Raw genomic sequence first — 22,933 nt, 5'->3', positions numbered from 1 at the left:
ACAACCAGGAGATCGCCGCGTGAATACCCTCACCCCTTATCCCCGAGATGGCCCCTAAACCACCGCCATGAAACTAACCCCAGATTCGAAAACAGATACACCACTACCCAGGACTTGACCGCTGAATTGTCAGAATCTTGCAAGCTAACTATTGGGACAATCGTTCCATTACTAATTTGTAGTTCACTTGCCGCCGCAACAGACTCAGAGGAAGCGCAAGATGAGGCGTCCTGCGTTGCGTTTCGTCTATTTCGGTATTTTTTAAGAGACTGAATTGAGAGTGGAAAGGAAATGGAAGAGTTTACGGTCGGGGCTAGAGCAGCGGCATGCAGAGCTTGCAGTGAATGCTGCTCGTCTGTGGTGTGACATGGTGCTTACAACTTACAGTTCTGAAACCGCACCTTGGCGTTCCGAGGAGCCGGAAGAATAAGACTGTCAATCCAGTTGCGGAATGTCGACCGATAAACCTCTGGGAGATTTTATAAAACAAATGTTCTAATGCTCGTCTGGTCCTGCTGGCGAGTTTTTCATGTCCACAGTATGTGCTAGATAAGGGAAGGAAACGGTTTAGCGGTGATTCTGTGGCCTAATTTGCGGCCGATTGAAGCGCCTTAGTAGCGGAATTAATACTCGGGAGATTCCATATCCGCAGCTCGGGAGACACTTTTTGAAAAGCCATGCTGAGCTGCCATCGTGAACATCACACCACCAAGACCGGAGATGGAAATACTTTTCCACTCCGGTTCTTTTTGTGTGTCCTAGTCGCTATTCTTTTGCTTGGTGCGCAGCATATCCATGCTCATCACGGCGCCGATGATGGCGGCGTGATGTTGCTCATTGAGGCCCGGCGTGATGCGCAGGCGGTACGTGTTTTTGCCCATGAAGAAATTGCCCATGCCAGTCCATTCGTTAGAGACGTCAGCAAGCAGGCGATCTTCTGAGGTGATGGAAAGGTTCCAATCCCAGAAGTCGCCGTGAATTTCGACGTCGGCAAAACCCTCCATGGTCAAGTCCAACTTTGTCTTGAGCATGGAGAAACGCTTGGTAATGACGGCCATGGGCTTTTCGATTCCCGGCAAGTGCACCTCGTAGGTATCCCGCAGAAAATTCGGCGGGTCCGAAATCGTCATGCCCGTCTGTAGCGGGTTGCCTTCAGCATCTGTGAGTGCGACCTCCAAGCTGCGAGAGGATTTAAACACCATGTCTTTGAGGCTGGTGGACTGAAGGATGGTGCCCACAGGAGTGCCGTCTAGATCGGTGATCATGAACTGATCGTTGAGGAAGGACTTAGTCTGGGTAATTACGAGCTCATCTAGCGTGAACAAATTTTGCGTCATACCAGCCACTGTAGGGAAGCTGGTGGTTTTATTCCTCCTCCCTAGGGGTGGTTTTCTGCTGGCGCATGAGTTCTTGCGCCTCTTCATATGCTCGGGCGCGGTGGGCAGTCATGGTTTGGGCGAAGGTCTGCACCCAGTTCTTGTTCTTCTGCGCCAATGGGCCAGAGGGTTCGGTGGTGGTCCAGGTGCCGTCCTCAAAAAGCCAGATGATGTCGCGCGTATGTGGGTCCATGACATAAAAGGCTCGGCCATCGGTTTTCACGTTGTGGTGGTGCTGGCATAAGCAGGCGAGGTTTGCCGGGGTGGTCGGCCCGCCGTCCGCGTGGTTGATGCGGTGGTCCTTCTGGCAGGCGGATGCCGGGCGGTTGCAGCCGGGGTAGCGGCAGGTGCCGTCGAAACCTTCCAGGTACGCGGCCATGGCGGCGGGAGTGACATAGCCCTTGACCTCGTGGTTAGGGTCCATCTCCCGGATTTTAGTGTAGGGCAGCGCATTGGAGCGCGCCGGGTCGAGCCAGCCCACCGACTCAATGAACGCCGGGGAATTGGGCACGTCGGTGGCCTTGTAGGCGTTGAGGATGATCTCGGGGGCTTGGGTGCGGCCGGTGAGGAGTGCAACGGCGGCGTCGGCAAGCGAGCAATCTAGCTCCAGCGCGGTCTGCCGGACGCACTTATCGACGCTCGCGATAACCGCCGGGTCCGCACTCAAAGTCACCGCCGAGGTGTTATCGCCCCAATTTTCCATGGTGTAGCGCGGCTGTGTAGGGCCCTGGGTGACGGCCAATGTGTCATCGGCGAGGTTGATGAGCTCGTTGAGTTTGCGCTTGATCTGTGCCTGCGTACGCATGGTCTGGTTCGGCCGGGTAGGGGTGAGGTAGTCGGTAAGCTGCTCATCGATGCGCGCCACTACCTCCGGTGTGGGGTTACCCAAGCGGTTGAGGGACTTATTGATGGCAATAATCCGGTCGAGGTCTAAATGATAGAGGCGGTGCTGTAAGGCCTGCAGCTCAGGCAGCTCCTCCAAGCGGTGCAGCGCCATGAGGATATGGCCGATCCGGCCTTCGTTAACGCCGGTAGTGCGGTAGAGGGATTGGGTAACTAATTCGAAATCAGAATCGAGATCCGGGACTTGGCTCACCCAGAACTCGTACTCCGCCTTTCGCATCTCAAAGGCTAAGCGTGTGGTGGGGTCGGTGGTGTTGGTCGTGGAAAAGTAGGGTTCTTCCATGGCGCATAGTACCTAAATTATCGTGTGAACTGGTGTACGATTCACACCTTATAACACCCCTCGGACACGAGCCTTTTTCTCCACATTGAACCAGCTCAGGAGCTATATTCCGGATCTTTAGTGGGGAGGGAATTTTCGCTGCTTTGTGCCGCGTATTTCTTGTCCTGCTTGCGTATGAATCGCAGACCCCAGATAATAAGCGCCCACGTGATGAGGACGATAACGAGGAAGGTCGCCGGCCATTCACCCACAATCATGGTCGCGCCATTGAACAAGGTATGCAGGGCGATAGCGGCCAGCCAGAATCCGGCCACCTGCCAGTAGCCGTGGCGCGCGCCCACATAGAGCTTGCCGACGCCCCACGCCGCAACCCCCGTATACAGCGCATGGCCAAAGGCGCCAGTGAAGATTCGCCCGGTACCAGTAATGAGCACGCCCCAGAGATCGCCGTCCAGGTCATCGATGGCCGCGTTCAGGATGAACGGCACGTTTTCCATGGCATCGAAGCCTAGGCCTACCGCCATGCCGATCGCGGCGGCCTGGTAGGGATGTCGCACGTTTCCAAAGGCCGCAATAATAATGACGACGCCGAGGAGCTTGATGGTTTCCTCCGGAAGCGGCGAGTAAAAGGCCGCGTCCAGGTAGGTAAGCCCCAGCTTGTCTGAGATCCCCACCATTTGGTCGTTGAGGCTTACCACCACCGGCTGGGCGAGCGCACCCCATAGGATGCCCTGCCGCATCGGCCGCGGCCTAAACCACCAGAATCCCAGTCCAAGCGTCAAGCCAGCGCAGATGAGCGCACCGATGAGCCCCACCTCGGTAAAACGGCGATCAACAAAGAAAAAGCCGGAAACTACCAGACCGAAAGCGATAGATAGCCAATATAGATTCTTCATGCCTTTTCTACCTCCTGGGCGAGTTCTTCAGCGCGCGGTCCGCGCAGGGAGAGGAACGAGGTGGGGCCATCGCCCTCGATGCTGATGGCTACGAGGTCGCCATCGCTAAGCGTGCGCTTATCCCCGTCGCGGTCGATATCTCCTTCCGGCATGGCCGTACCTTCACCCATTGCCCGGAGGTACCGGCGGGTGGCTTGGTCCTTGTCCTGTACGCCGACCTCTTTAGCGCGGATCTGGGTGCCGTCACAGTCCCAGCGCGGCTCGGCAGTGGTGGAGCCATCTTCTTCGAGGCAGGACAAACCGGGGATGCGAGCCGAGCCGGCCTGCACCTCAGAGGTGGGGTTGTCATACATGTCTGGCAGGAGCGCATTGGTGCCGTAGATGGCACCAAATATCACGCCCGCCGCGAGGATGAGTGGTGTGCTTTTCATACACTCAACGCTAGGTATGCCCTGCTCAGCGCGGTATCCTCCGCGGGGAGGATTAAGCCGGACATAGGGAGGATTTCTCCCCCATAAGTTCTGCCAAGCCCTGTGATAGGTTGGGTGCGTGTTTGAGGAGCTAGCGGAAGAAGCAGAAGCAAAGGACGAGCCCACCCGCGTGTGGTGGCAGTGGTGGGCACCCGTCGCCATGGCCGCGGTCTTTGTTGGCCTTCCGCCCGCGGTCTATCACCTAGTCTCCGGCGTAGTTCTGCTCATCCTCATGGCCGTGCTGACGGTGGTCATTGCTCTTGCCGACGGCGCCACCTTCCGCGCCTCCTGGACCATCTTTAGCGTGGCAGGGTTGGCCTATTTTGCCGCCATGTCCCTGTACTTCAACGAAGGCACCTGGATATACCTCCCGGTATTTGTTTTCCTGGCATGGGCCGCGAGCAGGCTGGGCGCCGTGGTGGGCTCTAAGGCAGGGAAGAGTTAATGGAAACGTGGCGCCTAGAGCACCCCGAAGTGGGCACCATCGAGGTGCAGCGCGGGTATGATGCCGAGTTCGCGGAGATGGGCCAGTGGCCTAAGAAAGCGAAGGACTTCACCCCGGTTCCAGGCGATGCCACCCTGCCGGAACGCCTCCGGCTCTGGCGGAAGAACCCGAGCCCACGCTTGCAGATTGTGGTGAACGGTCAGGTACGCAGCCGCCACGATCGGCCGCGTGCGGGCCGCTATTCACTTAAGAAGAAGATCGAAAAAGACCTCACCCTGCTCGAGAACTCCGCCCCGCGAACCAAGCCTTACCTAGATATCCAAGCCTCCCCCTTTGGCGAGCTCCTCGACGTCTACTACCGCAATGGGGAGGAGGCAGTCGCCCTCGATCCCCCGGCCGGCTCCGTGGGGGAAAAGCGCCGCCACGCCATGGAGGAAAGCTCCTTTAAACGGGTGCTGTATCCGCTTTTGGGTGGCTTGGGAAAGTCCGGCTGGGCCATTGGCGTGATCGTGCTAGGCCCGATCATCAGCCGCATTTTGTCCCGATTGCTGCCGGATTGGGAGCTGCCGGAGATTAACCTGCCGGATATCGCGCTCCCGGTGCCGGAGTTTCCGCAGATAGAGCTGCCGGTGCCGAATCTCGACTTCAACATCGACATCGATCTGCCCGACTGGCTCGTATTCCTCATGGATTACAGCAAGGTGTGGGTGCCGATCATCATTGCCATTGTGGTGGGCATTCAGGCAGTGCGCAATGCCAAAAAGTCTGAAGAAAAGAAGCACCAGTGGCAGCAGAATGGCGCGTATGCTGACGGCCATGAAGATTCACGGCGCGATTGATGCGGAGGGCCGGTGCAAGCATTGGCATTCCCCGCTGGACGTGGTGGCCAATAAGTGCGCCACCTGCGGGAAGTATTTTGCCTGCGCGCTGTGCCATGCCGAGCTCACTGAGCATGAGTTTGGGCCCATGCTTGTCGACGCCCCCTCGGTCCTCTGCGGCGCTTGCCGCACCGAAATGAACTATCACGCCTATTCCGCCGCGCCTGCCTGTCCCTACTGCGGGCATAAATTTAATCCCGGCTGCAGTGCGCATGCCGGGATCTATTTTCAGCTAGACCGCTAAGCGGTCCGGCCAAGTCAGTGTCTTAGAAGGAAGACAGCTGCTGCAGCTGCTGGATCTGCGGGATCTGTGGCAGCTGGAACTGGGATACGGCGTTCTGGGCAATCTTGGCCGCGTCCGGGATGCGGAAGGTCTGGCCCAGGAAGGGGACGTCGACAGTCGGCTGGCCAGGGATGGTGCCCAGCTCGATGACCTTGGCGTTCTTGGCTGGCGCTGGGGCAGGGGCCGGTGCCGGCTTTGGCGCAGGAGCATTGCCGCGCTGGCCGCCGGTGTTGACCGGCTTGCCCTGACCGGTGGTGCCGTTTAGGCCGCAGCGGGCAATGGCCTCATCCATGCGGCCGATGGCGCCGCGGACTTCGTTGCCGCGTGGGTGCACGGTGGCAACGGCGAGGGCCTGGGACTTCTTCTGGTTGTAGTCAGCGGAGTTGGTCCAGTATTGCTGTGCCTGGGAGCAGGAAATCTGGCCGGCAGGCATCTTGTCGAGGAGATTATCAACGGCGTCGGCATGGGCAGCGGCAGGGGCGGCAAGGGTTACGGTCAGGGCGGTAGCTGCAGATAGCAGCGCGGACTTACGTGCAAAGCTCATGCCAGACATCTTGCCACATTTGTTACGCCTGTGACAGGCCTAGGAAGCGATTGACCAGGCTGCGGTAGGCACGCACGGTGAGCTCGAGGTCCTCTAGGTAGAGGTGCTCGTCGTGGCTGTGCAGCTGCGAATTGGCACTAGCCATATCGCGGCCCTCGGCGTGCATGGCAAAGCCATAGGCATTGCCGCCCTTGCGGCGGGCGAAGCGCAGATCGGAGCCGCCGGTGGCGTGAACTGGGACAACGTCCTTGTCGGGGAAGAATTCCTTGGAGGTGGCCTCAATGGCGCGCCAGAGCTCGGTATCGGTGGAAGATTGCGTGGCATCTTCGGTGATGAGGTGCTCGATTTCTACCTCATCGGCTATGTCCCCGAGGGCGCTGCGCAGGAAGTCATCCAGATCCTCCTGGGTCTGGCCGGGGAAGGGGCGCACATCCATTTCCAGGTAAGCGTGCGAAGGCAGCACATTGATGGCGCCGCCCGCGCGCAGGACGGTCTCGGCGATGGTGGTGTGGCTAAAGGCGTGGGCGTAGGCGTCGAGGTTGCCGAACTTGGAGTAGTCACCCGTGCCGTCGATAAGCTCCTGCTCCGTCTGGGGATCAAACTTGAAGGTGCGCACGAAGCCCTCCCAGATCTCATTGGAGGCCGTGGGCGGCTCAGCGGTGGCGATGCGGCGAGCGACCTCACCGATCTTCACGATGGCAAAGTCCTTGCCATAAGGCGTGGAGCCATGGCCAGCATCGCCATGTACGTGCAGTCGGCGCTGGCCAGCGCCCTTTTCTCCCACGTTGAAGCCCACCGCGCCGGGCAGGTGGCTGCCGCCGGTCTCAGACAGGCAGTTCTTCCACGAAAAGGCATCGGGGTGGTTCTCGGACATAAAGCGCACGCCAAGGCCGCCGCGGGCCTCTTCATCGGCCATGCCGACGAAGGCGAGGGTGCCGCCCGTGTTACCGGTGCGGGCGACCTCGCGCGTGACGGCGGCCATGGTGGCGGTAATAAAGAGCATGTCTACGGAACCGCGGCCGTAGAGCTTGCCGTCCTCGATGAGGGCCTCAAAAGGCGGCTTGGTCCACTTCGGCTCGTCTACGGGGACGACGTCCGTATGGCCCATGAGGGTGAGCGGTTCCTTGTCCGGATCGCCGGGGACGGTCACCACGATGGAGACGCGGCCCGGGTGGGACTCGAAGCGCTCAATCTGCACGTCTTCGCCCGCGAAGAATTTTTCCAGGCTATCCGCATTGCGTACCTCGTGGCCGGAATCCGGGGTGAGGTCATTAACGCAGGCATTGCGGATAAGCTCTTGGAGGAGGGAGAGGGTGTCATCATAAAGCGTCATGCCCCCGAGGGTAGTTCCGCACAGATTTATATGTGGTTTTAACCAAAGTTGAACGCCGTTCAAGTATGGTTTACCACCATGAGCATCGTTGACATCGCCCGTGAGAAAGCCCTGGAGCAAGGCAAAGGCCTCAACCAGGAAGAGCTACTGCAGGTATTGCAGGTTCCGGATTCCCAGCTGGAGGAGATCGCCGATATTGCCCACCAGACCCGCCTGAAGTGGTGCGGCCCGGACGTATCGGTGGAAGGCATTATCTCCATTAAGACCGGCGGCTGCCCAGAAGATTGCCACTTCTGTTCCCAGTCCGGCCTTTTTGAGTCCCCGGTGCGCGCCGTGCGCCTGAACATCCCGGAGCTGGTGGAGGCGGCGCAGAAGACCGCTAAGTCCGGCGCCACCGAGTTCTGCATCGTGGCCGCAGTGAAGTCCCCGGACGATCGCCTGCTGGACCAGGTGGGCGAGGCGATTGCCGCAATTAATGACGCCGTCGATATCGAGATTTCTTGCTCGCTGGGCACCCTGACCCGCGAGCAGGCGCAGCGCCTGAAGGATATGGGCGCGCAGCGCTATAACCACAACCTGGAGACCTCCCGCTCCTTCTTCCCTAATGTGGTCACCACCCACACCTGGGAGGAGCGCAAGCAGACCCTCGACTACGTGCGCGAGGTGGGCATGGAGGTCTGCTGCGGCGGCATCATCGGCATGGGCGAGTCCCTGGAGCAGCGCGCCGAGTTCGCCGCGCAGCTGGCAGAGATTGATCCGTGCGAGGTACCGATGAACTTCCTTGATCCGCGCCCGGGCACCCCCTTCGCGGATCGCCCGCTGGTTCCCTTGGGTGAAGGCCTGCGCGCCGTGGCGGCGTTCCGCCTGGCCATGCCGTCTACCACCTTGCGCTTTGCTGGTGGCCGCGAGCTTTCGCTTGGCGACGACGGCACTGAGCGCGGCCTGCTCGGCGGCATCAACGCCATTATCGCCGGCAACTACCTGACTACCCTGGGCCAGCAGATTGAAAAGGATGTGGATATGTTGCACCGCATCGACCTGCCGATTAAGGCCCTGTAGTGCCTGGTTTATCCGAGCCAACATCCGAATTGGCTGCAGCCGTTCTTTCTGGGGACGAGCCGATTTTCCATCCGAATACCGGCAAGCCGATCGAAGAGGTCTTCACGCTGCACCCCGCGGCTGCAGCCGGCCTCGACGTGCCGCGCTACTGCCAGATCTGTGGCCGCCGCATGGTGGCCCAGGTGCGCCCCGATGGCTGGCACACTAAGTGCTCGCGCCACGGGGAGCTGGATTCGGAGTGGCTTTATGTAGAGCACCTGCCCGAAAGCTAGCATCGGGGGCATGGATCCCGCCGTCTCCCTTGCCCACCAGTCTGCGCTGCGTTCGATCGCCCGAGTGGTCGAAGAATCGGCGCCGCATACGGAGGAAGGCAAGGCCTTAGGGGACGTGGTCAAGCAGCTGCGCGAGGGCCCCGTAATGGTGCTGACCGGGGCTGGGGTATCTACGGACTCGGGCGTGCCGGACTATCGGGGGCCGCGCGGCTCGCTCAGTAGGCACCGGCCGATGACCTATCAGGAATTTCGGCATGACCCAGCCGCAAGCCATAGGTATTGGGCCCGCAGCTTTGTGGGGTGGCGGGTCATGGATTCCGCGGTGCCGAATCGCACGCACTACGCGCTCGTGGAGCTGGAGCGCGCCGGGCTGGTCAATGGTGTGGTTACGCAAAACGTGGATGGCCTGCATAAACAGGCGGGAACCGCGAACCTGGTGGCGCTGCATGGCGATATGGAAACCGTGGTGTGCTTGATGTGCGGGCACCGGGAGGCGCGGCCGCACTTCGACGCGCGCCTAGCTGCAGCGAACCTGGGGTACCTGGAACGCCTCGTCGTGGAAGCGGATCAGGTGAACCCGGACGGTGACGTGACGCTCGCTGAAGCAGACGTGGCAGCCTTCCGCATGGCAGGGTGTGAGCGCTGTGGTTCTGCATTGTTGAAGCCGGACGTCGTCTACTTTGGCGAGCCCGTGCCGGCCGAGCGCCGCGATGCTGCTTTTGCACTGCTGGGCCAGGCGCGCTCGCTCGTGGTGGCCGGCTCTTCGCTGGCGGTTATGAGCGGGTACCGCTTTGTGTTGGAGGCAAAGAAGCAGGGCAAGCGCGTGGCCGTCATCAATGGCGGGCCCGGTCGGGGTGATCAGAAAGTGGATACGCTGTGGCGCACCCAGGTGGGACCGGCCTTTGACGCGGTGCTGGATGAGCTGGGGCTATAACTAGCGCGGGATGCTCTCCACCAGTTCCAAAATGGTGCGCACGATCGCACGGACGCGCTTATCCATCGGCATATCCTCATGCATGACGATTGCGAGGCGGTCGAAGTCTTGGACATAAATATTGCGGACCGTGCCCTCTGCGACGCCGCGGGGGTCGAGAAAGCAGGTCTCGGGCGGGACAACGACGGCGTCGGACCGCGTGGCAATGCAGGTATAGCTCACGCCGGATTCCAGATCGCCGTCCCGGTTGGTTTCGCGCAGAGCCTCACTGCCGACGACCTGGTCCATGCCCGCCGGCCCAAACCAGCCATCAATGATGGAGCGCAGGACCGCCTCTTGGCGCGGGGTGCGGATGAGGCGGCTGGCGATGCCGCCATAAGTGGTGCCGTGATTCGGCGCGCTAATGCACATCAGGTGCAGGACATTTTCTGCCCCGCCCTCCATACGCATCCAATAACGGGCAAGCAGCCCGCCTTGGGAGTGGCCGATGAGAATAACCTTGTCTGCGCCGGTGGCTGCGCGGACGGTGTCGATATAAGCGCCAAGTTGGCGTGCGGATTCCGCGAGCGGCTGGGTAGCGCGGTGCCCATAATCAGGGGCGAAGACGGCCCAGCCGTCTTGGCGCAGTTCATTGCCGAGGATTTGCCATACGCCTTTGGTATCGCAGGTGCCGTGGATGAGGATGACCGGCCAAGGCCGCTCCGCAGTAGGACGCGCGCCCCAGTCATCTTCGAAGACGCCGCGCGGCTTGATTCGTGCGCCGAGGGGCAGGGTGGCGGCGGCATCAGCATCGAGCGCGGTATCGCCTGGGCTGGTCTTGCCCTTCTGGGCTTTGATGAGGTCCGCGATTTCGGCCGCGACCTCCTCGCGCAGTGCCGTGGCCTCGGCAGGGGAGGCGACGCCGCGACGCGGGGAATCGGTCAATTCCTTCTCGTTGGCACGCCAGAATTTGCGGAGTTGCTCGGAAATAGTGGATTTCAACTCAGCCATGGTTCCGGATTGTACTCGTTATTGCAGGTTAACTGCGCTTTTGCCAGGGGTGAAGAAATTTATGGGCAAACCCTTGACCATCCTACGAAAGGTTTATAAACTTAGGCTTGCCTAATCACGGGCGGTGCTTGCAGGAGGGTGCGCTCCACTCCCTCCTTGGGTGCCGAGAGATTAGTCATGGGGAGAAGGCCCGCTGATGTGCAGTCGGCGGGCCTTCGTTTATGCAAGAAATCTTGCACGAATATCTCGAATGGCTTAGTGTGGCTAATCGTTCAAGAATTCTTGCACGATTGGAGTTGGAATGAGCCCCCGAAATTATGAGCATCCGGCCACCGAGGATTTAGAATTCGTCCGTGTATTGGCTGCAGTAAGTGATCCCATCCGGTTGGAAATGGTCAAGCGCTTAGCGGACGGCGAGGAGCACGATAGCTTGACGCTTGCTGACGACCTGCCTCGGTCGACCCTGACTTACCACACTCGGCAGCTGCGTGAAGCCGGTGTGACGTGGACAAGAAGCCAGGGGCGCACTTGTGTCATCTCTTTGCGCCGAGACGATCTAGACGAGTGCTTTCCAGGTTTGCTCGACATGGTGATTTCTAATGCTTAAACAGCTATGGCCGTTAGTTTTGGGCAGCGTAGCACTCGGGTTGGATGCGTATGTTATTGCTGGGCTGCTGCCTCAGATTGCCGAAGACTTGGGTGCAAGTGGCAGCGTGATTGGCCTAGGTGTTACCGCTTTTACCGGTGCTTACGCAGTATGCGGCCCACTATTATCGGGTAGGGCGGGCAAGGATCCGCGAAATGGACTGCTGGGCGCTATTGCTGTGTTTTCTCTGGCCAATGTTGTGACCGCTGTATCCCCTACGGTGGGTGTTTTTATAGTCTCGCGGTTGATTGCAGGTGCGGCAGCAGGAATCTATTCGCCATTGTCCGCAGCGGTAGCGGGCATGTCGGTCACAGCGGAGCGTCGCGGACGTGCGCTGTCATTGGTGCTAGCCGGTTTGGCGGTGGGAACTGTTGCGGGTGTACCAGCGGGACTGGGAGTGGCCAAGGAGTTAGGCTGGCGGGCTGCCATTGCATTGGTATCGGTGGTTGGCATGGCGGCGTTGGCAGGTATAGCGATACGTAAAACGAGTGCTGTACCAGCTGTGCCTTCTTCCTCGCTAGGGCAGCGACTCCGAATCATTGGTCGGGTGGATAATTTTCTAACGGTCTTGGTTACTTTCTTCGTGGGAGTCGGTTCGCTGGGACTGTATACCTATATTTCCGTGGTGCTCGAACGAGTGCAGGTAGACACCATTCCTGGTATGTGGATTTGGGGAATTGGCGGTGCAGTTGGTGCATTTGGAATCGGGCGGGTGCTCGATAAGGTAGATAGTTCTCGCAAGCTAACGACCATAATCATTGTTTTGCTTGCTGCTGATTTTGCAATGTTGTTGCTATTTCCCTCGAGCCGCATGGTGGCACTGGTGTGTCTTTTTGTATGGGGGCTTTTGGGATGGTCTTCCATGGCGCCGCAACAGCATTCGCTGCTCAGTGCAAATCCTGATGAAGGTGCGACTGCCGTTGCTGCTAATGCGTCCGCGAATTATCTGGGTTCGGCTGTTGGCTCCGCAGTAGGTGGCCTATTTTTGCCCTCCTACACGGGAATCTTATTGGGGGCGCTATTCGTAGTCTTAGTAGGAATCGTCTGCAGTATCGGAGTGGGAGCCTTGTCTTTCCCTAAGCCTAGGGACAATGAGAATTAGGAATCTCACGGATCAAAGGCAGGATGCCTGTGTCGGCAGAGGCGCATATACTTCTCGTGGTGCAGTGTGCCGATAGGGTCCGGCGGACCGCAGTTCTTTGCGAGTTAACCGTGGCAATCTGCTTGCCGAATACGGGGTTCGAACTTCATGGCCTCTGAAATGACGTTCGTATCGACGATGGTCATGGGAACTCATAGTCCGCGCCTCATCATCGCGTGGTGGGAGGTGAATCTCAGCAGGGGCTTCGCGGGAGTTCTCATGGAGCGCTACCCCAAACCTTCTTCGGTGGAATTGTATCGCTGACTACCGTACGCACTTCTGCCTCCATGTAACGGATATCGTTTTGGTTCGTTGGCTTTCGTGCGCCTTTCTTTTTGGCAATGGTATCAGCAGCCATATTGCCGAAGCCTTGAGGAAAAGAAGGAATGAAAAGCGCAGACCGCTGCCGTGCTGCTAAGTCCCCGCTACACTCACGTCTATGACCGACCTGCAGCATGTCCACTCCGTTGATGAGGCGGTAAACCGCCTGATTGAGCTCTATGAGAATTCCTGCAAGCTTGCGCGCAAGACGCTGGAATCAGGAAACCTGGATGACTATCGCTACGTGGTTTATCCGAAGGTCACGGTGGATATCCGCAAGTGGCAGCCTATCGATCGTTCCGAGCCCTTCGGCTACGTCAACGAGGCTGGCAAGTACTCGGCGGTAATTTCCAAGCCGCACATTATTCGGGACTACCTGCACGAGCAGCTCACCCGCTTGGCGGGCAATTATCCTTGCGATATCTTTGTTGGCCAGTCGGACCAGCGCATCCCGCCGGAATACATCAAGGACACCGCCACGGCCCCGCAGGAACGCGGGCCCATTCCGCGGCCCACGTTGGATGAGGTCAACGATGCGATCATTGATGGCGAATGGGATGCCTTCCATGGCGAGGAAAAGCCGCTATTCCACTTTGGCGCCCAGCGCTTCGATATCGCCTGTGCGCGCATCGAGCATTACACCGGTATCGAGGTCGATACGGTGCAGAAATACATTCTGTTTACTAACTACGCGATGCACACCACCGAGTTTGTGAAGTTTGGTCTGCGTGAGCTGACCAAGGAAGACTCGCGCTATACCGCCTTGGTGCTGCCCAATGGTGAGACCATCCACCCCAACGATGCGGTGGACCTTGATGTGGACGGTTTAACGTTGACCTCCCGGTACCAGATGCCCCGCTTTGACCTAATTACTGCCGGCGGCGATGGCATCACGATGATCAATATCGGCGTAGGCCCCTCGAATGCAAAGACCATTACGGATTGCTTGGCGGTGCTGCGCCCGGAGGCATGGATCATGATTGGGCACTGCGCCGGCATGGACGGCCGCATGCGCATCGGTGACCTGATTTTGGGCAATGCCTATCAGCGCAATGACCACATCTTGGATCAGAAGGTTGCGGCGACCTCGCCCATCCCGGCGATTCCGGAGGTACAGCGCATGCTCGAGTCCGCGGTAAAGGCGGTATACGGCGACGATAATTCGCTCATGCGCACTGGCACGGTGCTCTCCACCGATGATCGCAACTGGGAGTGGCGTACCAATCGGGATCTGTGGGAGTGGTTGCGCACCTCCACCGCGGTGGCAGTGGATATGGAATCGTGCACGCTTGCGGCCAATGGCTACCGCTACCGCGTTCCTTATGGCACGCTGCTGTCGGTCTCTGACCTGCCGCTGCATGCGGTGCCGAAGCTGCCGGCGCAGGCGCAGGCCTTCTACTCCAATTCGAAGGAAGCTCACGTGATGTGCGCGGTGCGCGCCATGGAGCATCTGGCCGAGAATCCGGAGCGCTTGCGCACCCGCAAGCTGCGCCGGACTTTGGGCGAGGTTCCATTCCGGTAGCTGCCTTTCCTTTGGCAGGCATCGCTCGTTAAACTACAAAGAAAGCCCATGACGCAAAAGGAGCCACACAATCGTGACTGAAAATTGGATCCACCCGGACCGGGAAAACCTCACCTGGGAGGTCTTCGGCGAGGCGAGCCGTAACCTGTCGGAACAGATTGTGGAATCTGGCTGGTTCCCAGACCTTATCGTGGGCGTCGCCCGCGGCGGCCTGATCCCAGCCGGTGCTATCGGTTATGCCATCGGTGTCAAGGCCATGGGCGCTATCAATGTGGAGTTCTACACTGACATCGGCCAGACCTTGGATGAGCCTGTAATTCTTTCCCCGCAGCTGGATACGGATTCGCTAAAGGGCAAGAAGGTCCTGGTTGTCGATGACGTCGCGGACTCCGGCAAGACCCTCGATCTGGCGGTTAACCTGCTCAAGGAAACCGCAGATGATGTGCGCTCGGCCGTCATTTACACCAAGCCGAAGACCATTTTTGAGCCGGACTTCTCGTGGAAGAAGACCGATCAGTGGATCAACTTCGCGTGGTCCGTGCTGCCCGTGATCACCGCGGATGGCTCGTTTAAGGAAGGCTCCTAAAGTCCACTAGGATGTGCAGGCGTGATTAAAGAACAGCCTGCTCCTACCGGCGTCATCGCCAGTTTCCGCTATGCATTTTCCTCGCCTGCGCGCCTGCGCAAGGAGGTCTTCGGCGGACTAGCGGTGGCGCTTGCTTTGATCCCGGAGGTCTTAAGCTTTTCCATCCTCGCAGGGTTGGATCCGCGGGTGGGATTGTTTTCCTCCGTGGTGATGGTCATGTCCATCGCCTTTACTGGCGGCAGGCCGGCGATGATTTCCGCCGCGGCCGGTGCGGTGGCACTGGTGGTCTCTCCGCTCGCGCATGAGCATGGGCATGACTATGTGGTCGCTGCAGTGCTCTTGGCGGGAATCATGCAGGTGGTATTGGCCGCGGTAGGTGTGGCCAAGCTCATGCGCTTTATCCCGCGCTCGGTGATGACGGGATTTGTGAATGCGTTGGGCATCATGATGTTTACTACGCAGCTGCCGCACCTTATAGATGTGCCGTGGATGGTGTATCTGCTGGTGGCCATTGGCCTGGCTATCATGCTGGGGCTACCGCGGTTGACCACGGTGATTCCCGCCCCGCTGATCACCATTCTGGTGGTCAGCATCATTGCGGTGGCGGCTGGGTGGAAGGTGCCCGATGTGGCGGACCAGGGCGAGCTGCCCACCACGCTGCCGGGGCTTTTCGTGCCGGATATTCCGTGGAACCTAGATACCCTGCAGCTTATTGCTCCGTATGCCTTTGGCATGGCCTTGGTGGGCCTGATGGAATCGCTGCTGACGGCCAAGCTGGTCGATGACATTACGGATACCCACTCCGATAAGACGCGCGAGTCCTTTGGCCAGGGCGTGGGCAATATCCTCGCCGCGGCCATTGGCGGCATGGGTGTGTGCGCCATGATTGGCCAGACCATCATCGGTGTGAAGGCATCCCAGGCGCGCACGCGCTTGTCGACGTTCCTCGCGGGCGTCTTCCTCCTCATCCTCTGCCTGCTCTTTGGCGAGACCGTCGGCCGCATTCCGATGGCCGCGCTGGTGGCGGTGATGATCATCGTGGCCGCAACGACGGTGGATTGGCATTCGGTTCACCCGCGCACGCTTAAGCTCATGCCGCTATCAGAAACGCTCGTGATGCTGGTGACGGTGGTAGGAACGCTGGCCACGCATAACTTGGCGGTGGGCGTGGTGCTCGGCGTGGTGGCAGCCTCGATCGGCTTTGCCCGCCGCGTGGCCCACCTGGTGGAGGTGAAGCACGTAGGCGATGCCGAGTATGCGGTGCGCGGCCAGCTTTTCTTCGCCTCCTCCAATGACTTGGTCTACGCCTTTGACTACACGCTGGATACCCAGCGCGTGGTTATTGATATGTGCAAGGCGGAGGTCTGGGATGCTTCTACCGTGGCGACGCTGGATGCGGTACAGAAGAAGTACGCCGAGCGTGGCATTGAGGTGGAGTTCCGTGGCTTGGGAGGCGCGAGTGCACAGCGCCTGCATCGCCTGAGTGGCCGCCTGGGTGATTAAAGTCACACTCGCACCCTAGCGTGCGGCGGCTTAAACCTTAGCCGCCGAAGTGGCCGCGGGGTTCGCGTAGGTATAAGTGCGGGGTATCCGCGATGACCTCGCGTTCTTAGGGCAACTTTGCCCGCGCTTGGGCGCTAGCTTTGTCTTGGCTAACTTAGGTTATCCAATCTAAAAAAGCATAATGACGTGCAAGTTTACTTAAGTAGGCCTTGCTGGATCGCGGGAGAATCTTCGGTAGTGTGGTGCTTAGCACTAATTAATTTCCCCACACAGAAAGGTTTTTACGATGGACGAGAAGCTGCAAACCCTGTTGAATGACCAGGTTATTAGCGAATACGGCGCTTCCATGGTCTACACCCAGCTGGCCTTCGAGATGGATAACCTCTCCTTCCCGGGCATGCGTGATTGGTTCATGGGCCAGGCTGCGGAGGAGCGCGAGCACGCCGAGAAGATTGCGGACCACTTGCTCTCCCGCGGTTACCGCGTAGAGCTCAATGACATCCCGGTTGGCTCCGTCAAGGCCGCTAACCCGCAGGATGCCTTCCAGGCTTCCCTCGAGCACGAGCAGAAGGTGTCCGAGGAGATCCGCACCATCGCCCGCGCGGCGCTAGACGCACAGGATCTGGAATCCCGCCAGCTCGTTGACTGGTTCCTGAGCGAGCAGGTGGAGGAAGAAGCTACCGTTTCTGAGATTCTGGACCAGATCAAGCTGGTGGGCAATGACGGCTCTGGTCTGCTGCGCATCGATGAGCGCCTGGCTGGCCGCCCCGATGGCGGCGCTGCCTAAGCGCGCGTGGGTGAATAACAAACCCATCAAGATTTAGCTCAATCCTCCCATGGCACTGCGGTGCGGTGGGAGGATTGTTTCTATGTCAACGCAACGCAAGGCTTCGTGCGCCATAACCCTGTTAGTTCTGGCGCTCTTTCTCATCGTGGGAGCGGCAATCATGTCCACGCACATGGCCTTGGGGGTATTTCTGACCACTGCGGCGCTGATGCTCGGCCCATTCGCCGGGCTCGCCCTGCTGGTTTATGGCGTCGCCGGAAAGCGTGGGGTAGTCACGCGCTCGCTCTACAGCCTCGGCGGCATGCTGCTCCTCGGTGCCATCGGCGGCATCTTCGCTCTGTCCATGGACCAGGCTCCTGCGATGCTGCCTCTCTTTGTCGCTGGTGCGGGCGTGGGGATCGTAGCCGTGCTGACCCAAGCGCCGAAACGCGCCTAAACTGGCCCCCGTTATGCCCAAACTCCTCTTTGATATGTACGGCGTGCTCATGCGCCCGGCCACCCCAGAAAGCCATGCGGACTTGGAGCGCCTCCTCGCGCCGCCAGATGCAGAGGCGATGTGGGAGGCCTACGGGTTTTATCGGCCAGACTACGATGCCGGCATCTTTAGCGATAGCCACTACTGGAACGAGGTAGCGGCCCGCGCCGGGCTAGGGGAGGTTCCCGTCGCGGAGGCGGTAGCGTGCGAAAACAGCGGCCTACTGGAGGCGGATCCGGAGATGGTGGCGCTGGTCAAGGGCCTTATCGGGGAAGGCTATAGCGTGGGCATCTTGTCCAATATCCCCACCACGCTGGCGGGCCAGGTGCGAAAGAAGCAGCCGTGGCTCGAGGACTGCGCGGCGGTGACGTTTAGCTGCGATATTGGCGTGGCCAAGCCGCACCCAGAAGCCTATCGCGTGGCCGTGGATGCGCTCGCCGCGCAGCCGAAGGATACGCACTTTTTTGATGACCGCATCGACTACGTGGAAGGCGCGAACTACTGCGGGCTCAACGCCCACCTCTTCCGCGGCATCGACTCGGTACGCGAGGTGCTAAGCGTGCTGGAGTGAGCGGCCCAAATCCAGCGGCTGGCGCAGTAGCTGATCGGTGGCCACGGTGCGGGCTACCGCGCGGACAATCTCCTTATGGCCGGGGATCATGCGCAGCTGCAACTCTTCGCCCGCAGAGGCGCGGACGGTGGCGGCGAATTGCTTGGGGGCCTTCGGGTCGTCGGTAAACGCGCCGCCGGCGATAACCACGGTGGCCGGGGAGTGGGCCTTGACCAGTTCCGCGGTGATGGCGCCCAACTGGCGGGCGCGCTCGTCCAAAATGGCGCGGACGGCGGGGTGGGAGTCGGCTGCCTGGGCGGCGTCGGCAAGCGAGGCTGCCTCCACGCCCTCATGGCGTATCGCCTCCAGGATGTGCTGGGTGGCCAGCAGGTGCTCGGACGCGCCGTGGCCCAGCAGCTCGGAGTGAGTCGCAGGCACGGGAATAATGGGGCTGACCTCGTCCTCTACGGAGAGGGCGGAGCCGATGGAATCGTCCGCGAAGAGCACCAGGACGCGCTCGCTGGTGCCAATCTCGGCCGCCTGGGTTTCGGAGCCGAGGATGGCCGGGATGACGGAGGAGACCACCACGGGTACGCCGAACTGGAAGCGCAGGCGCTCGGCAATGTCCACGCCGTGCCAATTGAGATTTTCCGCGGTGACCAGGCCGTTATCATCCACGGTGCCGGAGGTGGTCACGCCGAGGGAGACCAAGCGGTGGTTCAGGTTGGTCATCATGCGGTTGATGCCGGCCATGATGTGCTCGAGGAAGTCATCCTCGCTGAGGTTAGCCACCGGGGTGGTCAATTCCTCTTCGCTCAACGTGCGGCCCTTGATGTCATAGAGGCCGATGTAGGTCTGTTTGGTGCCCACGGAAATGCCGCCGAGCGCCCAGTCATTATCGGCCGCCTCGAGCGGAACGGTGGGCCGGCCGCGCCCGCGGGACTGGGTGAGGTCGGTGCGTTCCTGGATGAGGCCCGCGTTGAGTAGGGAAGTAGTAGCGCGCGTGATGGTGGGCTGGGAAAGTCCGGTGGCTTCCACCAGCTCGCTCCGGGTGATGATCGGGTTCAGGCGCACCAAATGAAGGCACTTTGCGGCCGGTGTGCGGGGGCGCGTGAACACTGGGCCAGGTTTGATCATAAAAAGAAGTATAAATATTCCAGACTGCTTTGTCTAATCTCATAAACTCACCATGTACCGAATGGTCTAAAGGTGGTGGTGGGCGCGCAGATATCTATGCTGGAGAGCATGCAGTCAGTAGCGGTTTATTGTGGTTCAGCAACAGGAAACTCGCCGGCCTATACGCAGGCGGCACAGGAATTGGGCGCGGAGCTGGCCCGACGCGGCCTGACTCTGGTTTACGGCGGCGGCAATATCGGCCTGATGCGCGAGGTGGCAGAGGCCTGCCTGGCCGCCGGCGGCACTGTCACCGGCGTGATGCCGCAGTCGCTGGTGGACCTGGAGATTTCCCACCCCGGCCTGACCACCCTCGAGGTGGTCGGCTCCATGGCTGAGCGCAAGACCCGCATGGAGCAGCTTGCTGATGCCTATATTTGCCTCCCCGGCGGCGTGGGCACCCTCGAAGAGCTCACCGAGGTGCTCACCTTGCAGCAGCTGGGCCACATCCGCGGCCCGGTAGGCCTTGTTAATACGGAGGACTTTTGGCGCCCGTTCTATGCCATGTACGCCGCCATGGCCGAGTCCGGCTTCATCCTGCCGCGTTTTGTCGACGCCTTGGTGATGGAGGAGAAACCGCAGGATATCCTGGATAAATTCAGCGGCTGGAGCTACCCCGGAACAAAGTGGGACAACGATTAGTTAACAAGTTCGCAACTTCAGCCCGCCCGGGTGGCCTATAGGCGATACTTAGGGATAGACTTCCTCGTTATGAGTTCTGAGCAGACCGCTAAGCGCCAGCCCTCTCTACTGGACGCTTCGTGCGATAACTTCGTTCACGACCTAGCCGAGCTTTCCCCCACCGATGCCACCGCGTGGGGCATTGACGGCTACGAGGGCGAATTGCAGGATTTCTCCCCCGAGTACTTCACCGCCATCGCAGACCGCACCCGCGAAATGGTCGCGGACCTGGATGCCCTGGATGACACCACCGATGAGTCCGATGATGAGGATGACTTTGATGACGTGGACTATGTCACCGCGGCCGTCCTGCGCGATCGCCTCTGCCTTGACCTCGATCTGCACCACCACAGCGAGGATGTACGCTGCCTGAATAACATCGCCTCCCCGGTGCAGACCATCCGCGATACCCTGCTGCTCATGCCGCAGGATACGGACGAGGACCGCGATGCCATCCGCTCCCGCCTGTCCAAGGTGAAGACCTCCCTGGCCGGATACCGCAGCTCCTTGGAGGAGGCGGCCTCCCACGGCATGGTGGCACCGCACCGCCAGATCTCTGAGGTCATTGTGCAGTGCGAGCGGCTTGCCGACGCCGACTCGATGCTCGAGTCCCTCGGCCTCGACGCCGACTCCGCCGAGGTGCAGCAGGCCAAGGAGGCCTTTGGCGAGTTCTCCGATTGGCTCTCCAATGAACTGCAGCCCCAGGCGCCCACCAAGGACGCCGTGGGCCGCGAGCGCTACGAGCGTTTTTCCAAGCTCTTTGTGGGCGATGCCGTCGACCTCGACGAGGCCTATGAGTGGGGCCTGGACCAGGTGCGTAGCCTGCGCGCGGAGCAGGAAAAGATCGCCCACGAGCTCTACGGCTCTGAGTGCTCGGTGCGCTCGGCGATGCGCAAGCTCAACCACGAGGACCGCTACACCCTGCGCGGCACCGATGCGCTGGTGGAGTGGATGCAGTCCACCGCCGATGGCGTCATTGCCGAGCTCAACGGCAAGGAATTCGATATTCCGGAGGAAGTAGAAGAGATCGAGTGCTGCATCGATCCAGCCGGCACCGGCGGCATCTTCTATACTCCGCCGAGCGATGACTTCTCCCGCCCGGGCCGCATGTGGTGGTCCGTGCCAGAGGGCCAGGACACCTTCCACACCTGGCAGGAGCTGACCACCGTCCACCACGAGGGCGTGCCAGGCCACCACCTGCAGCTCGGCTCCGCGCTGGTGCAAGAAGATCTCAATCTGTGGCGCCGCGCGGTGACGTGGAACTCTGGTCATGGCGAGGGTTGGGCGCTCTACGCCGAACAGCTCATGGCCGAGCTGGGCTACATGGACGATCCGGGCTTCCGCATGGGCATGTTGGATGCGCAGCGCCTGCGCGCCGCCCGCGTGGTCGTGGACATCGGATTGCACTTGGGCAAGCAGTTGCCGGATTGCTCGACGTCCGGCGTGTGGGACAAGGCGCACGTGAAGACCTTCATGCGTGAGAACACCGCTATGGATGATGCGAACCTCAACTTTGAGGTCAATCGCTACCTCGGCTGGCCGGGCCAGGCGCCGTCCTATGCATTGGGGCAGCGCCTGTGGCAGGAGACCCGCGCCGCGGCCGAGAAGCAGGGCATGAGCGCGCGCGAGTTCCACTCCGAGGCCCTCGCCCTTGGCTCCGTGCCGATGTCCGTCCTGCGCGAGGCCGTCTTGGACAACTAGCGGCGCAGCAGCCGCTGGGCCAGCCGCAGCAGCTGTGGCAAATAACCAGCGACGACGAGCACCCCGATGAGACGGGTGAGCTGTACCGCGATGACCGCTGGGCCCGCCCCGCCCTCCGCTGAGAGAGCGAGCACCGTTTCCAGCGCGCCGGGGCTGGTGGCCAGGTAGGCCTCAAAGTAGGTGATGTGCAGCCACATGGTCAGCGGCCAGGCGGTGGCCGCGCAGATGCCGATGATGACCACGATGAAAAGAACCGTGGCAGGCAATTGCTTGGCAAAGGCCTTGAGCGCGGGCAGCGAAAGCCCGCCACCGCAGACCCAGCCGATGGACAAAAACGCCATCACTTTAAAGGCGTAGAGCGGCTCGAGCGTGTGACCCTCCGGCAACACGAAAGAGGCTAGAACCGTCAGCAGTAAGGGGCCGAGCACCGCGGCGGCGGGGAGATGGAGGAACTTGCCTACCTTTTCTCCTATGCAAGCAATGACAACCACTAGGGCAACTATCCACCACGTGGTTTCCCCGTCGACTGAAAGATCTGCCCCCTCGCCGGCGGGCGTGTCCAATAAGACGACCACGGCGGGTAGCGATACCGAGACTACTAAGAGGCGCAGGTATTGGGCGAGGGCGACGTAGCGGAAGTCGGCACCGAGTTCGTCGGCAAGCGCGGGCATCAGCGAGGCACCACCGGGCAACATGGACAAAATTCCTGTCTCTGAGGACACATCGCGCGGCTGCGCGCGGTGTAAGAGTTGGCCGCCGATAACGCCTACCATCAGTGTGACAAAGGACATCGTCAGGGCGGCAGGCAGGAAGCCAAGCAATTGGCCCACCGGCACCACGGTCAGCGGGATCGCAGCCATTATGCCGATAAATCCACGCGACATGCTATAAAAACTGCGGTTCACGCGCAGATCTTCCCCAGTAAAAAGCGCCATGGCGCCGGAGGAGAGGATCGCTGCCAAGATCCAAGCCGCAGGTACGTGCCACATGCTAAAAAGCCAGCCCAGTACGACCGATGCCGGAACAACAATGGCCCACCGTGCCACGGTATGGGCACTAAGCCCGGTGCCTTCCTGCTGTGCGGCCATGCGAGCCTCCTAGTTCTGCTGCGACAAAAGTATAGTGCCTCTTTCTGCTCTACTACGGAGAGGGCGGTAGACGGGTTATCACCTTACATCATT

The 22,933-nt window shown here is 60.2% G+C and carries 25 protein-coding genes; 16 read left to right on the top strand and 9 right to left on the bottom strand.

What is annotated here, in order from left to right; all coding sequences use genetic code 11:
• Positions 1–758 precede the first annotated feature (758 nt).
• From MHY13_RS09300 to MHY13_RS09285, 4 genes are all read right to left on the bottom strand, one after another.
• Entirely contained in the window at positions 759–1,337 is a 579-nt protein-coding gene (locus MHY13_RS09300) for an LURP-one-related/scramblase family protein (RefSeq protein ID WP_239282949.1), read from the bottom strand.
• A gap of 28 nt (positions 1,338–1,365) precedes the next feature.
• Positions 1,366–2,562, bottom strand: coding sequence for an HNH endonuclease signature motif containing protein (locus tag MHY13_RS09295; protein WP_239282948.1), 1,197 nt, complete (start codon positions 2,560–2,562; stop codon positions 1,366–1,368).
• A gap of 95 nt (positions 2,563–2,657) precedes the next feature.
• The gene (locus tag MHY13_RS09290; protein ID WP_239282947.1) at positions 2,658–3,458 is read right to left on the bottom strand and encodes a PrsW family intramembrane metalloprotease; all 801 of its coding nucleotides are present in this window, start codon (positions 3,456–3,458) and stop codon (positions 2,658–2,660) included.
• Positions 3,455–3,889, bottom strand: coding sequence for a hypothetical protein (locus tag MHY13_RS09285; protein WP_239282946.1), 435 nt, complete (start codon positions 3,887–3,889; stop codon positions 3,455–3,457). Before MHY13_RS09285 ends, MHY13_RS09290 begins: the two co-directional genes overlap by 4 nt.
• A 118-nt stretch (positions 3,890–4,007) precedes the next feature.
• Between MHY13_RS09285 and MHY13_RS09280 the strand changes: the two genes are divergently transcribed.
• Genes MHY13_RS09280 through MHY13_RS09270 form a run of 3 tightly spaced genes read left to right on the top strand, consistent with a single transcriptional unit; the run spans position 4,008 to position 5,495 of the window.
• Positions 4,008–4,373, top strand: a complete 366-nt coding sequence (locus MHY13_RS09280) for a heme transporter (protein WP_204610588.1) — start codon at positions 4,008–4,010, stop codon at positions 4,371–4,373.
• The gene (locus tag MHY13_RS09275) at positions 4,373–5,212 is read left to right on the top strand and encodes a hypothetical protein (protein WP_204610586.1); all 840 of its coding nucleotides are present in this window, start codon (positions 4,373–4,375) and stop codon (positions 5,210–5,212) included. The genes MHY13_RS09280 and MHY13_RS09275 overlap by 1 nt, the downstream gene beginning before the upstream one ends.
• Complete coding sequence (locus MHY13_RS09270) at positions 5,190–5,495, top strand: CHY zinc finger protein (RefSeq protein WP_204610585.1); 306 nt, start codon at positions 5,190–5,192, stop codon at positions 5,493–5,495. Before MHY13_RS09275 ends, MHY13_RS09270 begins: the two co-directional genes overlap by 23 nt.
• 22 nt (positions 5,496–5,517) lie before the next feature.
• Here the strand turns inward: MHY13_RS09270 and MHY13_RS09265 are convergent, their stop codons facing one another.
• Entirely contained in the window at positions 5,518–6,078 is a 561-nt protein-coding gene (locus tag MHY13_RS09265) for a hypothetical protein (RefSeq protein ID WP_239279309.1), read from the bottom strand.
• Positions 6,079–6,100: 22 nt separating this feature from the next.
• Positions 6,101–7,411, bottom strand: a complete 1,311-nt coding sequence (locus tag MHY13_RS09260; RefSeq protein ID WP_239282945.1) for a M20/M25/M40 family metallo-hydrolase — start codon at positions 7,409–7,411, stop codon at positions 6,101–6,103.
• Between the two features lie 78 nt (positions 7,412–7,489).
• Here MHY13_RS09260 and bioB point away from each other — a divergent pair, with 78 nt between their 5' ends.
• The 3 genes from bioB to MHY13_RS09245 are packed head-to-tail and all read left to right on the top strand — an operon-like array spanning position 7,490 to position 9,676.
• On the top strand, positions 7,490–8,470 hold the full coding sequence (gene bioB / locus MHY13_RS09255; RefSeq protein ID WP_005326317.1) for a biotin synthase BioB: 981 nt from the start codon (positions 7,490–7,492) through the stop codon (positions 8,468–8,470).
• Complete coding sequence (locus MHY13_RS09250) at positions 8,470–8,742, top strand: hypothetical protein (RefSeq protein WP_239282944.1); 273 nt, start codon at positions 8,470–8,472, stop codon at positions 8,740–8,742. The genes bioB and MHY13_RS09250 overlap by 1 nt, the downstream gene beginning before the upstream one ends.
• A 10-nt stretch (positions 8,743–8,752) precedes the next feature.
• The gene (locus tag MHY13_RS09245; RefSeq protein ID WP_239282943.1) at positions 8,753–9,676 is read left to right on the top strand and encodes a Sir2 family NAD-dependent protein deacetylase; all 924 of its coding nucleotides are present in this window, start codon (positions 8,753–8,755) and stop codon (positions 9,674–9,676) included.
• Here MHY13_RS09245 and MHY13_RS09240 read toward each other — a convergent pair whose 3' ends face one another.
• Positions 9,677–10,666 (bottom strand): triacylglycerol lipase, encoded by a 990-nt coding sequence (locus MHY13_RS09240; RefSeq protein ID WP_239282942.1) that lies wholly within the window; start codon positions 10,664–10,666, stop codon positions 9,677–9,679.
• 301 nt (positions 10,667–10,967) lie between these two features.
• On the opposite strand from MHY13_RS09240, the gene MHY13_RS09235 reads away from it, so the two are divergent.
• The 8 genes from MHY13_RS09235 to MHY13_RS09200 all read left to right on the top strand — a co-directional run bounded on the left by MHY13_RS09235 (position 10,968) and on the right by MHY13_RS09200 (position 18,218).
• Positions 10,968–11,273, top strand: a complete 306-nt coding sequence (locus MHY13_RS09235; protein WP_239282941.1) for a helix-turn-helix transcriptional regulator — start codon at positions 10,968–10,970, stop codon at positions 11,271–11,273.
• On the top strand, positions 11,266–12,414 hold the full coding sequence (locus MHY13_RS09230; protein WP_239282940.1) for an MFS transporter: 1,149 nt from the start codon (positions 11,266–11,268) through the stop codon (positions 12,412–12,414). The genes MHY13_RS09235 and MHY13_RS09230 overlap by 8 nt, the downstream gene beginning before the upstream one ends.
• Before the next feature lie 478 nt (positions 12,415–12,892).
• On the top strand, positions 12,893–14,296 hold the full coding sequence (gene amn / locus MHY13_RS09225; RefSeq protein ID WP_239236572.1) for an AMP nucleosidase: 1,404 nt from the start codon (positions 12,893–12,895) through the stop codon (positions 14,294–14,296).
• A 73-nt stretch (positions 14,297–14,369) separates the two neighbouring features.
• Positions 14,370–14,882: a phosphoribosyltransferase gene (locus MHY13_RS09220; RefSeq protein ID WP_204610574.1), complete on the top strand. Its 513-nt coding sequence runs from the start codon at positions 14,370–14,372 to the stop codon at positions 14,880–14,882.
• 21 nt (positions 14,883–14,903) lie between these two features.
• The gene (locus MHY13_RS09215; RefSeq protein WP_239282939.1) at positions 14,904–16,385 is read left to right on the top strand and encodes a SulP family inorganic anion transporter; all 1,482 of its coding nucleotides are present in this window, start codon (positions 14,904–14,906) and stop codon (positions 16,383–16,385) included.
• A 286-nt stretch (positions 16,386–16,671) separates the two neighbouring features.
• Complete coding sequence (locus MHY13_RS09210) at positions 16,672–17,172, top strand: ferritin (protein ID WP_179387230.1); 501 nt, start codon at positions 16,672–16,674, stop codon at positions 17,170–17,172.
• Positions 17,173–17,254: 82 nt separating this feature from the next.
• Complete coding sequence (locus MHY13_RS09205) at positions 17,255–17,608, top strand: hypothetical protein (RefSeq protein WP_204610572.1); 354 nt, start codon at positions 17,255–17,257, stop codon at positions 17,606–17,608.
• 13 nt (positions 17,609–17,621) lie between these two features.
• Positions 17,622–18,218, top strand: a complete 597-nt coding sequence (locus tag MHY13_RS09200) for an HAD-IA family hydrolase (protein WP_204610571.1) — start codon at positions 17,622–17,624, stop codon at positions 18,216–18,218.
• On the opposite strand, the gene MHY13_RS09195 is transcribed toward MHY13_RS09200, so the two are convergent.
• Positions 18,201–19,334 carry an ROK family transcriptional regulator gene (locus tag MHY13_RS09195; RefSeq protein ID WP_239282938.1) on the bottom strand — a complete coding sequence of 378 codons (1,134 nt, stop codon included), beginning with the start codon at positions 19,332–19,334 and terminating at the stop codon, positions 18,201–18,203. The genes MHY13_RS09200 and MHY13_RS09195 overlap by 18 nt on opposite strands.
• A 108-nt stretch (positions 19,335–19,442) precedes the next feature.
• Between MHY13_RS09195 and MHY13_RS09190 the strand changes: the two genes are divergently transcribed.
• Together MHY13_RS09190 and MHY13_RS09185 are read left to right on the top strand one after the other, a co-directional pair.
• Positions 19,443–20,012 carry a TIGR00730 family Rossman fold protein gene (locus MHY13_RS09190; protein WP_239194666.1) on the top strand — a complete coding sequence of 190 codons (570 nt, stop codon included), beginning with the start codon at positions 19,443–19,445 and terminating at the stop codon, positions 20,010–20,012.
• 69 nt (positions 20,013–20,081) lie between these two features.
• Positions 20,082–21,752, top strand: coding sequence for a DUF885 domain-containing protein (locus tag MHY13_RS09185; RefSeq protein ID WP_204610566.1), 1,671 nt, complete (start codon positions 20,082–20,084; stop codon positions 21,750–21,752).
• On the opposite strand, the gene MHY13_RS09180 is transcribed toward MHY13_RS09185, so the two are convergent.
• On the bottom strand, positions 21,749–22,840 hold the full coding sequence (locus MHY13_RS09180; RefSeq protein ID WP_204610564.1) for an AbrB family transcriptional regulator: 1,092 nt from the start codon (positions 22,838–22,840) through the stop codon (positions 21,749–21,751). The two genes, MHY13_RS09185 and MHY13_RS09180, sit on opposite strands and share 4 nt — an antisense overlap.
• Between the last annotated feature and the right edge of the window lie 93 nt (positions 22,841–22,933).

The organism is Corynebacterium sp. ACRPE (genome assembly GCF_022347435.1).
In the GTDB taxonomy this organism is placed as follows: domain Bacteria; phylum Actinomycetota; class Actinomycetes; order Mycobacteriales; family Mycobacteriaceae; genus Corynebacterium; species Corynebacterium tuberculostearicum_D.
The sequence above is the reverse complement of the archived record's forward strand: the minus strand, read 5'-3'. Positions and strand labels throughout refer to the sequence as shown.

What these genes read in the sequence shown, in the direction of transcription:
- MHY13_RS09245 (WP_239282943.1), top strand. Translation starts at nt 8,753, where the DNA reads ATGGATCCCGCCGTCTCCCTTGCCCACCAGTCTGCGCTGCGTTCGATC.
- MHY13_RS09260 (WP_239282945.1), bottom strand. Translation starts at nt 7,411, where the DNA reads ATGACGCTTTATGATGACACCCTCTCCCTCCTCCAAGAGCTTATCCGC.
- MHY13_RS09235 (WP_239282941.1), top strand. Translation starts at nt 10,968, where the DNA reads ATGAGCCCCCGAAATTATGAGCATCCGGCCACCGAGGATTTAGAATTC.
- MHY13_RS09270 (WP_204610585.1), top strand. Translation starts at nt 5,190, where the DNA reads ATGAAGATTCACGGCGCGATTGATGCGGAGGGCCGGTGCAAGCATTGG.
- MHY13_RS09285 (WP_239282946.1), bottom strand. Translation starts at nt 3,889, where the DNA reads ATGAAAAGCACACCACTCATCCTCGCGGCGGGCGTGATATTTGGTGCC.
- MHY13_RS09290 (WP_239282947.1), bottom strand. Translation starts at nt 3,458, where the DNA reads ATGAAGAATCTATATTGGCTATCTATCGCTTTCGGTCTGGTAGTTTCC.
- MHY13_RS09205 (WP_204610572.1), top strand. Translation starts at nt 17,255, where the DNA reads ATGTCAACGCAACGCAAGGCTTCGTGCGCCATAACCCTGTTAGTTCTG.
- MHY13_RS09295 (WP_239282948.1), bottom strand. Translation starts at nt 2,562, where the DNA reads ATGGAAGAACCCTACTTTTCCACGACCAACACCACCGACCCCACCACA.
- MHY13_RS09230 (WP_239282940.1), top strand. Translation starts at nt 11,266, where the DNA reads ATGCTTAAACAGCTATGGCCGTTAGTTTTGGGCAGCGTAGCACTCGGG.
- MHY13_RS09275 (WP_204610586.1), top strand. Translation starts at nt 4,373, where the DNA reads ATGGAAACGTGGCGCCTAGAGCACCCCGAAGTGGGCACCATCGAGGTG.
- MHY13_RS09265 (WP_239279309.1), bottom strand. Translation starts at nt 6,078, where the DNA reads ATGAGCTTTGCACGTAAGTCCGCGCTGCTATCTGCAGCTACCGCCCTG.
- amn (WP_239236572.1), top strand. Translation starts at nt 12,893, where the DNA reads ATGACCGACCTGCAGCATGTCCACTCCGTTGATGAGGCGGTAAACCGC.
- MHY13_RS09180 (WP_204610564.1), bottom strand. Translation starts at nt 22,840, where the DNA reads ATGGCCGCACAGCAGGAAGGCACCGGGCTTAGTGCCCATACCGTGGCA.
- MHY13_RS09190 (WP_239194666.1), top strand. Translation starts at nt 19,443, where the DNA reads ATGCAGTCAGTAGCGGTTTATTGTGGTTCAGCAACAGGAAACTCGCCG.
- MHY13_RS09210 (WP_179387230.1), top strand. Translation starts at nt 16,672, where the DNA reads ATGGACGAGAAGCTGCAAACCCTGTTGAATGACCAGGTTATTAGCGAA.
- bioB (WP_005326317.1), top strand. Translation starts at nt 7,490, where the DNA reads ATGAGCATCGTTGACATCGCCCGTGAGAAAGCCCTGGAGCAAGGCAAA.
- MHY13_RS09185 (WP_204610566.1), top strand. Translation starts at nt 20,082, where the DNA reads ATGAGTTCTGAGCAGACCGCTAAGCGCCAGCCCTCTCTACTGGACGCT.
- MHY13_RS09240 (WP_239282942.1), bottom strand. Translation starts at nt 10,666, where the DNA reads ATGGCTGAGTTGAAATCCACTATTTCCGAGCAACTCCGCAAATTCTGG.
- MHY13_RS09195 (WP_239282938.1), bottom strand. Translation starts at nt 19,334, where the DNA reads ATGATCAAACCTGGCCCAGTGTTCACGCGCCCCCGCACACCGGCCGCA.
- MHY13_RS09300 (WP_239282949.1), bottom strand. Translation starts at nt 1,337, where the DNA reads ATGACGCAAAATTTGTTCACGCTAGATGAGCTCGTAATTACCCAGACT.
- MHY13_RS09200 (WP_204610571.1), top strand. Translation starts at nt 17,622, where the DNA reads ATGCCCAAACTCCTCTTTGATATGTACGGCGTGCTCATGCGCCCGGCC.